The sequence below is a fragment of the Candidatus Nitrosotalea sp. FS genome (genome assembly GCF_011319475.1).
Lineage (GTDB): Archaea > Thermoproteota > Nitrososphaeria > Nitrososphaerales > Nitrosopumilaceae > Nitrosotalea.
In genome coordinates this window covers 1-6,780 of the sequence record NZ_RCMC01000171.1, presented here as the reverse complement: position 1 = coordinate 6,780, position 6,780 = coordinate 1, and the positions used below count along the sequence as shown (strand labels likewise).

4 protein-coding genes and 5 pseudogenes are annotated in these 6,780 nt (G+C 39.6%); 1 reads left to right on the top strand and 8 read right to left on the bottom strand.

Annotated elements, in window-relative coordinates; translation table 11 throughout:
• Positions 1–66: 66 nt before the first annotated feature.
• Positions 67–281: pseudogene (locus DYY66_RS06160) on the top strand (transcription factor IIB); the annotation flags it as partial.
• 397 nt (positions 282–678) lie between these two features.
• Here DYY66_RS06160 and DYY66_RS06155 read toward each other — a convergent pair.
• The 8 genes and pseudogenes from DYY66_RS06155 to DYY66_RS14330 all read right to left on the bottom strand — a co-directional run.
• Positions 679–1,371: a substrate-binding domain-containing protein gene (locus DYY66_RS06155; RefSeq protein ID WP_166287103.1), complete on the bottom strand. Its 693-nt coding sequence runs from the start codon at positions 1,369–1,371 to the stop codon at positions 679–681.
• A gap of 262 nt (positions 1,372–1,633) precedes the next feature.
• Positions 1,634–2,192: pseudogene (locus DYY66_RS13065) on the bottom strand (phosphate ABC transporter substrate-binding protein PstS); the annotation flags it as partial.
• A 1-nt stretch (position 2,193) separates the two neighbouring features.
• A pseudogene (locus DYY66_RS16180) lies at positions 2,194–2,476 on the bottom strand (extracellular solute-binding protein); the annotation flags it as partial.
• A gap of 424 nt (positions 2,477–2,900) precedes the next feature.
• A complete protein-coding gene (locus DYY66_RS16175; RefSeq protein WP_394352589.1) occupies positions 2,901–3,197 on the bottom strand; it encodes a PEFG-CTERM sorting domain-containing protein in 297 nt (98 codons plus the stop codon).
• Between the two features lie 182 nt (positions 3,198–3,379).
• The coding region (gene pstS / locus DYY66_RS06140; protein WP_255496211.1) for a phosphate ABC transporter substrate-binding protein PstS at positions 3,380–4,340 on the bottom strand (961 nt) is incomplete at its 3' end.
• Between the two features lie 158 nt (positions 4,341–4,498).
• Positions 4,499–5,125 carry a phosphate uptake regulator PhoU gene (locus tag DYY66_RS06135; RefSeq protein WP_166287095.1) on the bottom strand — a complete coding sequence of 209 codons (627 nt, stop codon included), beginning with the start codon at positions 5,123–5,125 and terminating at the stop codon, positions 4,499–4,501.
• Between the two features lie 74 nt (positions 5,126–5,199).
• A pseudogene (locus tag DYY66_RS14335) lies at positions 5,200–5,728 on the bottom strand (phosphate ABC transporter ATP-binding protein); the annotation flags it as partial.
• Between the two features lies 1 nt (position 5,729).
• A pseudogene (locus DYY66_RS14330) lies at positions 5,730–6,005 on the bottom strand (ATP-binding cassette domain-containing protein); the annotation flags it as partial.
• Positions 6,006–6,780 lie beyond the last annotated feature (775 nt).

Here is a 6,780-nt window from a genome sequence, read left to right as displayed (position 1 = left end):
TAACCCTTTTTCTTATTTTTAACAAGTCAGAATTTTAATTTGCCATGGCAGTTTTTGTCAGATAGNCATCTGATCACAGTCTTGCAGATGGCAAGGCACCAAATGGATTGGCTGCTGCATACCTATACATAGCCTCAACCCTACTGGGACAGAGCATCCTTCAAAGAGATGTCTCAAGTGTTGCAGGAATAACAGAGGTCACCATACGAAACAGATGCAAGGAAATTCTCACAGCGTACAAGATGAAAGTGACATTACGACAGTCGTTAGTTAAGAACTAACCCTTTTTCTTATTTTTATTAAGTCAGGATTTTAATTTGCCATGGCAGTTTTTGCCAGGTAATTCAGGTTCACTAGAGAGAGACATGCAGTATGCTGTTGTTGGAGTGTTTCCCTGCTGCACAACCTACATATTTTTTGTATTGTTTTCCTACACTGGCTACACCACAAATGTTTTGCAAGTTCTCCTCCACAGATTCTACAGCTCTCATCTGGCATTAGACAATCACGATATATGATAGGCAGATCGTTCATTTGAGCAAAGTGCAAATAGTTTTCGTATACCACCATAGAATCTTTGTTAACAATATAACAAATGTCTGGCACTATATGTAACAAAAATATGATATGACAAATAAATTTAGAGAAATTAAAAATAAAAAGAAAAGGATTGTGTCCTTATGGATATGACCAGAGCTGTTTGCCGTTGAATTTTATTTCAGAAATACCCTTCTTGTCTAATTCTTGTACTGCACTTGGTAGTGGTACATAGTTTAGTTTTGTAGAGTACTTTTGGCCATCTGTTACAAACCAGTAAAGCATGGCTACTAGATCCTGTGCCTTTTGTTTATCCATACCCTTGAGTTGTTCAAGGTTTGGATTCACCAATAGATAGGTGAATGTGGCAATAGGATATGCGTTTGGACCAGGTGCATTATTGATTGATACATTGCTCCAAACTCCATCTGATGCTGGTAGTGTAGATATTGCTCCTGCTGCAGCTGCTGCTGTTGTGTTTACATTAGCATCAAGGAATGCAGTCTTGTCATGGTTCTGAATGAAGGCATATGTCATAGGGATTAAACCTGAGCCCATCACGCCAGCACCAGTACCTGTTAGACTTGCCATGGTGTTAGTTTTGGCGTATGCCAATTCAACATAACCCATAGATTCAGGAACTTTCTTGACTATTGCAGCTACTCCAGCATTACCAGAGCCTCCCATTCCCGTTGGCCATGGAACAGATGTTGCATGTCCTATTCTGCTACTCCAGTCAGAACTTACTTGTGAAAGGTAGCTAGTAAATGCAAACGTTGTACCAGAACCATCAGACCTGTGAACAAGGATTATCTTGTTTCCATCAGATTGCAATGCTTTTGCAATAGTTGGATTTGTTTGAAGTTTTACGATAGCTNAATGAAGGCATATGTCATAGGGATTAAACCTGAGCCCATCACGCCAGCACCAGTACCTGTTAGACTTGCCATGGTGTTAGTTTTGGCGTATGCCAATTCAACATAACCCATAGATTCAGGAACTTTCTTGACTATTGCAGCTACTCCAGCATTACCAGAGCCTCCCATTCCCGTTGGCCATGGAACAGATGTTGCATGTCCTATTCTGCTACTCCAGNAATGTAGGCATATGTCATTGGGATTAGACCTGAGCCCATCTGACCAGCACCAGTGCCTGTTAGGCTTGTCATGGTGTTAGTTTTGGCGTATGCCAATTCGACATATCCCATAGATTCAGGAACTTTCTTGACTATTGCAGCTACTCCAGCATTACCAGAGCCACCCATTCCTGTTGGCCATGGAACAGATGTTGAATGCCCTACTTTGCTACTCCAATCAGAACTTACTTGTGAAAGATAGCTAGTAAAAGCAAATGTTGTGCCAGAGCCATCAGACCTGTGAACAATGATTATCTGATTTCTGTCGTTCTGCAATGCCTTTACAATATCTGGATCGGTTTGAAGTTTTACTATAGCAGGGTCATGCCAGTAAATGATTTGACCCAAGAAAATTTTCGCTATAACATCTCCAGTTAACTTGAGTCCATTTTGTTGAACTCCTGGAAGATTGTATGTAACAACTATCGCACCCATTGTCTCAGGAATGTGAAGTGTTCCTTTAGGAGCTTTTGCAATGTCTGCACGTTGTAATGGTGCATCAGATCCTGCAAACTCTACCNCTGGGTCATGCCAGTAAATGATTTGACCCAAGAAAATTTTTGCTATAACATCCCCAGTTAACTTTAATCCGTTTTGTTGGACTCCTGGAAGATTGTATACAACAACTATCGAACCCATTGTTTCAGGAATGTGAAGTGTTCCCTTTGGAGCTTTTGCAATATCTGCACTCTGTAATGGTGCATCAGATGCCGCAAAATCTACTTTCTTTGTTGTAAACAGCTTAATGCCAGCTCCACTACCTACAGCCTGGTAATTCAATGTGATTCCGGGGTATAGTTTATTNTTAATGCCAGCTCCACTACCTACAGCCTGGTAATTCAATGCTATTCCAGGGAATTGTTTGTTGTATTCAACTCTCCATTTGTCGATCAATGGGAATGGAAAAGTTGCTCCCCCTGCATTGATATTATATTTATCGCTGTCACCAGGTGCTGGAGGTGCAGAATCTGCACGTGCACTAAGAACAGTTGTCGGTACTAATAGGATTAACATTAATGTCAATCCTAAAAAGATTTTTTTTGTCATTGAGTGCATATGAAAGATTTGTTTATTTACATATCATCGTCATAGATCACGTAAATAGCTATATCATACATAGTCTTATGTAATTCACGGATAGATCAACACAGGTTATGAGAATATTGTATCAAGTTAAAAATTAGATCAAGATTGTAATTCATACACAATGAAAAAAGTAAGAAAGGTTTTAGATTTTTGGATTAAATCTAAGTCCAGTTTTTGTTGAAACTGCAATTATTGATACAATTGCAATTGCAAGAACTAGAGCTGCGATTGGACCAAATTCTGGAACTGCGCCTCCAGAAAATGTCACTTTAGCAAGTCCATCCTCACCAATCTTTTTGATAGAGTCAGGCAATGGTACATACAACAAACCTGTAGAATACTGTTGGCCATCATTTATTATCCAATGGAGGAAGCTGATTACCTCAGTTGATTTGTCCGCTGTTTCTCCGGATACTTTACTCAAGTCCGCGTATACCATCACATAAGTCAGTGTGGATATAGGGTATGAGCTTGCTCCAGGCTGGTTTACTATGGACACTTTACTCCAGTCACCATCTGCTGCTGGCAAGTTCGCAACAGCTGCTTCTGCATCTGCTGCTACGGTATCAAGAGTTGGCTCCACAAAAGAGGTACCATCAGCATTTTGAACAAATGCGTATNGCAATGGTACATACAACAAGCCTGTAGAATATTGCTGGCCATCATTTATTATCCAGTGGAGAAAGTTGATTACCTCAGTAGATTTGTCCGATGTTTCTCCGGATACTTTACTCAAGTCCGCGTATACCATCACATAAGTCAGTGTGGATATAGGGTATGAGCTTGCTCCAGGCTGGTTTACTATGGACACTTTACTCCAGTCACCATCTGCGGCTGGTAAGTTCGTAACAGCTGCTTGTGCATCTGCTGATACCGTATCAAGAGTTGGCTCCACAAAAGAAGTACCATCAGCATTCTGAACAAATGCATACGTCATCTTGTTTTGAAAAACATATGCAAGTTCTACATATCCTATGGCATACTCTGTAGATTTGACTATGCTGGCTACACCTGCATTCCCTTGACCGCCCGTACCAACTGGCCATGGAACTGTTTTTCCTTGACCCACTTTGGTTTTCCAATCAGGACTGACTTTGGAAAGATAGTCAGTTAATGCATATGTTGTTCCAGATCCATCAGATCTGTGAGCCACAACTATCTTTTGGTTCGGTAGATTGACTCCAGGATTAAGAGTGGATATTGCAGGATCATTCCATGATGTGATATTTCCCATAAAGATCTGTGCAATAACAGGTCCTGTTAGTTTTAGTCCTTTATCAATTCCAGGAATATTATAGGCGATTGTGATTCCACCTATTGAATCAGGAAATGTAAGAACGCCAGGAGCTTGTTGTGCGTCAGATGCAGATAATGGCGCATCAGATGCTGCAAAGTCTACACTTTTTTGTTCCAAGAGTTTTATTCCCGCTCCACTTCCAATTGATTGGTAGTTCAGCTGAATGTTCTGGTGAATTTTGTTGTATTCAACTCTCCATGTATCCATTAATGGAAACACAAAGGTTGATCCTGCCCCTGTAATCGTATAAGATTGACTTGTCTGTGCACTTGCATGCAATGACATTGAGGGCACTATCAGGATTAACATAAATGCTAATCCCATAATGACGTTTTTAGTCATATACACACAGGAAAAGTACACTATTTACCCTTGGTCAACATAGTTTTCATATTAATTAATAATCTATATAGAATAAATGTAGTAAAATTAATTTTATAGAATCAACGGTATGCCCTTGCGCCAGTAACAATATAGTTTACTGAATCACCTACAAACGCGGCATGGTCTGCCATTCGTTCCATATATCGTAGAACCAAGGCGTCTGCTAGAGCACATTTTACATTTCCAAGAGTAATCAATATGGGCAGGTGTTTATTGTAATACTTGTCAACAAGATCTTCATCTGTTCTCAATTCCTTAGCCTTTTCCAGATCAAGTGTTGCAAAACATTCTACTGCAAGTCGTACCATCTGCTTTATTTCACCAGACAGAGTATAGACAACGTCATTCTTGCAATCAGATAGATCGCCAAAAGTTTCTCGAACCATCGTTATATCATATGCATATCTTCCCAGCCTGGTAAATCCGTAGGAGATCTCAAGTGAAGAGCGTATAAGTCTAAAATCACTTGCTACTGGCTGATATCGTAGGATCATATCAAATGTCAATTCACCAACTTTGTCATACAAGTCCATCATATGACCCGAAAAATCATGAACCTCTTTTCTGGCATTTTGTCCTCCCAGATAGGAATCAATTGCAAGGTTTGTACACTTGATTGACAAGTCACACATCTGTTTCATCATTTCAGACAAGTTTGCCAGATGTGGATCTATTAGACGCGTCATTATCTATCCAANCACATCTGTTTCATCATTTCAGATAGGTTTGCAAGATGCGGATCTATTAGACGTGTCATTAGCTATCCAAACTGACCTTGAACGTACTTGGCAGTTGTTTCATTTCTAGGATTTTCAAATATTTGCTTGGTCTCTCCAAATTCAACTAGGTCTCCAAGATACATAAAGCCAGTATAGTCAGACACACGAGTTGCTTGCTGCATATTGTGTGTTACAATGATTATAGTATATTCTTTTTTCAATTCCTGTATCATTTCTTCAATTTTTTGAGTTGCAATTGGATCAAGTGCAGAAGCTGGCTCATCCATTAAAAGAACCTCTGGTTGAATGGCAAGTGCTCTAGCAATACACAGACGTTGTTGTTGTCCACCTGAAAGACTCATTCCTGGTTTTTTCAAGTCTCCTTTAACTTCATCCCAAAGTGATGCCATCTTGAGACATCCTTCCACTACTTCATCAAGAATTTTTCTGTCCCGTACTCCGTTGAGTTTGAGGCCACATGCTACATTATCATATATTGACATGGTAGGAAATGGGTTTGGTTTTTGGAATACCATTCCTATTTTTCTTCTATTTATTATAGGATCTACTNCACATGCTACATTATCATATATTGACATGGTAGGAAATGGATTTGGTTTTTGGAATACCATTCCTATCTTTCTTCGATTTATTATAGGATCTACCTTGTTGAGTAAAGATCTTCTCCGTCAAGTAAGACCTTGCCTGTCAATGTGGCATTCTTTGTAAGTTCATGCATTCTGTTTAGACATCTAAGAAAGGTTGTCTTTCCACATCCAGATGGTCCGATTAGTGCAGTAACAGCCCTGTCTCTGAATTTCATTGAAACGTTCTTTACTGCTACAATACCATCATAGCTTGCAGAGNCGATTAGTGCAGTAACAGCCCTGTCTCTGAATTTCATTGAGACATTCTTTACTGCTACAATGCCATCATAGTTTGCAGAAATATTTTCTGCAATGAGTTTGTATTTTATGTCTTCAGTAGAACTTTCCTTTGAAGGAGTTTTTGTAACAGTCTCCATCATGATACCGCTCCTAGCCTCTTGAACTTTAAGAATGTTTTTTCCTTCTTTCGTAAGAACAAATACCTTACACCAATATTGATGGAAAGAACTAGAATTATCAAAACAAATGCTGCACCCCATCCTTGTGTTACTGCACTATCATATGGAAGCGATGATAGTCTCCATATCCTAAGCGGAAGTGCATCAATGGGTCCATCAAGACCATTTATGAATTGACTACTACCAAGAATTGTAAATACAAGGGGAGCTGTTTCACCAGCTATTCGTGCAACAGACAATAGAATTCCTGTCACAAGGCCATTTTTGGCACTGTTGAGTACTATAGTGAAGACTACACGGTATCGCNAGACAATAGAATTCCTGTCACAAGACCATTTTTTGCACTGCTTAGTACTATGGTGAAGACTACTCGGTATCGTNGCGGAAGTGCATCAATTGGACCATCAAGACCATTTATGAATTGGCTGCTACCAAGAATTGTAAATACAAGCNTAAATACAAGAGGAGCTGTTTCACCAGCTATTCGTGCAACTGACAACAAGATTCCTGTTACAAGACCACTTTTTGCACTGTTGAGTACGATGGTGAAGACTAC

Bases quoted from the DNA above. Each gene is read 5' to 3' on its own strand.
- DYY66_RS16175 (WP_394352589.1), bottom strand. From the start codon at position 3,197: ATGGTATACGCGGACTTGAGTAAAGTATCCGGAGAAACAGCGGACAAA.
- DYY66_RS06135 (WP_166287095.1), bottom strand. From the start codon at position 5,125: ATGACGCGTCTAATAGATCCACATCTGGCAAACTTGTCTGAAATGATG.